The sequence below is a fragment of the Pseudomonas helleri genome, assembly GCF_001043025.1.
Classification (GTDB): Bacteria; Pseudomonadota; Gammaproteobacteria; order Pseudomonadales; family Pseudomonadaceae; genus Aquipseudomonas; species Aquipseudomonas helleri.
Window position 1 is genome coordinate 1 of record NZ_JYLD01000031.1, and the last position, 3,373, is coordinate 3,373.

Annotated in this window: 2 rRNA genes; both read left to right on the top strand. The window is 50.0% G+C overall.

The features are described 5' to 3' along the window. Positions 1-197 precede the first annotated feature (197 nt). Positions 198-3,089 (top strand): 23S ribosomal RNA (locus TU84_RS25130). Positions 3,090-3,248: 159 nt separating this feature from the next. After that, positions 3,249-3,364 (top strand): 5S ribosomal RNA (gene rrf / locus TU84_RS25135). The last annotated feature ends 9 nt before the right edge of the window (positions 3,365-3,373 follow it).

Below are 3,373 nucleotides of genomic sequence, written 5' to 3' on the forward strand. Positions count from 1 at the left end.
GATGGTGAATGTTGATTTCTGATCTTTTGATTAGATCGTTCTTTAAAAATTTGGGTATGTGATAGAAAGATAGACTGAATGACACTTTCACTGGTGTTTATTCAGGCTAAGGTAAAATTTGTGATTCTCTTAATTGAGTGTGCGAATTTTCGGCGAATGTTGTCTTCATAGTATAACCAGATTGCTTGGGGTTATATGGTCAAGTGAAGAAGCGCATACGGTGGATGCCTTGGCAGTCAGAGGCGATGAAAGACGTGGTAGCCTGCGAAAAGCTTCGGGGAGTCGGCAAACAGACTTTGATCCGGAGATGTCTGAATGGGGGAACCCACCTAACATAAGTTAGGTATCTTAAGCTGAATACATAGGCTTAAGAAGCGAACCAGGGGAACTGAAACATCTAAGTACCCTGAGGAAAAGAAATCAACCGAGATTCCCTTAGTAGTGGCGAGCGAACGGGGACCAGCCCTTAAGCTGTATTGATGTTAGCGGAACGCTCTGGAAAGTGCGGCCATAGTGGGTGATAGCCCTGTACGCGAAAACATCTTTACAGTGAAATCGAGTAGGACGGAGCACGAGAAACTTTGTCTGAATATGGGGGGACCATCCTCCAAGGCTAAATACTACTGACTGACCGATAGTGAACTAGTACCGTGAGGGAAAGGCGAAAAGAACCCCGGAGAGGGGAGTGAAATAGATCCTGAAACCGTATGCGTACAAGCAGTGGGAGCCTACTTTGTTAGGTGACTGCGTACCTTTTGTATAATGGGTCAGCGACTTATTTTCAGTGGCAAGCTTAACCGAATAGGGGAGGCGTAGCGAAAGCGAGTCTTAATAGGGCGTCTAGTCGCTGGGAATAGACCCGAAACCGGGCGATCTATCCATGGGCAGGTTGAAGGTTGGGTAACACTAACTGGAGGACCGAACCGACTACCGTTGAAAAGTTAGCGGATGACCTGTGGATCGGAGTGAAAGGCTAATCAAGCTCGGAGATAGCTGGTTCTCCTCGAAAGCTATTTAGGTAGCGCCTCATGTATCACTGTAGGGGGTAGAGCACTGTTTCGGCTAGGGGGTCATCCCGACTTACCAAACCGATGCAAACTCCGAATACCTACAAGTGCCGAGCATGGGAGACACACGGCGGGTGCTAACGTCCGTCGTGAAAAGGGAAACAACCCAGACCGTCAGCTAAGGTCCCAAAGTTATGGTTAAGTGGGAAACGATGTGGGAAGGCTTAGACAGCTAGGAGGTTGGCTTAGAAGCAGCCACCCTTTAAAGAAAGCGTAATAGCTCACTAGTCGAGTCGGCCTGCGCGGAAGATTTAACGGGGCTCAAACCATACACCGAAGCTACGGGTATCACTTAGGTGATGCGGTAGAGGAGCGTTCTGTAAGCCTGTGAAGGTGAGTTGAGAAGCTTGCTGGAGGTATCAGAAGTGCGAATGCTGACATGAGTAACGACAATGGGTGTGAAAAACACCCACGCCGAAAGACCAAGGTTTCCTGCGCAACGTTAATCGACGCAGGGTTAGTCGGTCCCTAAGGCGAGGCTGAAAAGCGTAGTCGATGGAAAACAGGTTAATATTCCTGTACTTCTGGTTATTGCGATGGAGGGACGGAGAAGGCTAGGCCAGCTTGGCGTTGGTTGTCCAAGTTTAAGGTGGTAGGCTGGAATCTTAGGTAAATCCGGGATTCTAAGGCCGAGAGCTGATGACGAGTTATCTTTTAGATAACGAAGTGGTTGATGCCATGCTTCCAAGAAAAGCTTCTAAGCTTCAGATAACCAGGAACCGTACCCCAAACCGACACAGGTGGTTGGGTAGAGAATACCAAGGCGCTTGAGAGAACTCGGGTGAAGGAACTAGGCAAAATGGCACCGTAACTTCGGGAGAAGGTGCGCCGATGAGGGTGAAGCATTTACTGCGTAAGCTCACGTCGGTCGAAGATACCAGGCCGCTGCGACTGTTTATTAAAAACACAGCACTCTGCAAACACGAAAGTGGACGTATAGGGTGTGACGCCTGCCCGGTGCCGGAAGGTTAATTGATGGGGTTAGCTAACGCGAAGCTCTTGATCGAAGCCCCGGTAAACGGCGGCCGTAACTATAACGGTCCTAAGGTAGCGAAATTCCTTGTCGGGTAAGTTCCGACCTGCACGAATGGCGTAACGATGGCGGCGCTGTCTCCACCCGAGACTCAGTGAAATTGAAATCGCTGTGAAGATGCAGTGTATCCGCGGCTAGACGGAAAGACCCCGTGAACCTTTACTATAGCTTTGCACTGGACTTTGAATTTGCTTGTGTAGGATAGGTGGGAGGCTTTGAAGCGTGAACGCCAGTTTGCGTGGAGCCATCCTTGAAATACCACCCTGGCAACTTTGAGGTTCTAACTCAGGTCCGTTATCCGGATCGAGGACAGTGTATGGTGGGTAGTTTGACTGGGGCGGTCTCCTCCTAAAGAGTAACGGAGGAGTACGAAGGTGCGCTCAGACCGGTCGGAAATCGGTCGTAGAGTATAAAGGCAAAAGCGCGCTTGACTGCGAGACAGACACGTCGAGCAGGTACGAAAGTAGGTCTTAGTGATCCGGTGGTTCTGTATGGAAGGGCCATCGCTCAACGGATAAAAGGTACTCCGGGGATAACAGGCTGATACCGCCCAAGAGTTCATATCGACGGCGGTGTTTGGCACCTCGATGTCGGCTCATCACATCCTGGGGCTGAAGCCGGTCCCAAGGGTATGGCTGTTCGCCATTTAAAGTGGTACGCGAGCTGGGTTTAGAACGTCGTGAGACAGTTCGGTCCCTATCTGCCGTGGACGTTTGAGATTTGAGAGGGGCTGCTCCTAGTACGAGAGGACCGGAGTGGACGAACCTCTGGTGTTCCGGTTGTCACGCCAGTGGCATTGCCGGGTAGCTATGTTCGGGAAAGATAACCGCTGAAAGCATCTAAGCGGGAAACTTGCCTCAAGATGAGATCTCACTGGAACCTTGAGTTCCCTAAAGGGCCGTCGAAGACTACGACGTTGATAGGTTGGGTGTGTAAGCGCTGTGAGGCGTTGAGCTAACCAATACTAATTGCCCGTGAGGCTTGACCATATAACACCCAAGCAATTTGAGTAGGCTTTGTAACCAAAGCGACCAGATTGCGGTGTGTGAAGACGATACAAACCGAAAGTTTGCAATTCACAAACACCGACTCTATTACATACCCATTTGCTGGAGCGTTACGCATGTAACGACCTGGCTACCGAATTTCTTGACGACCATAGAGCATTGGAACCACCTGATCCCATCCCGAACTCAGTAGTGAAACGATGCATCGCCGATGGTAGTGTGGGGTTTCCCCATGTGAGAGTAGGTCATCGTCAAGATTAAATTCC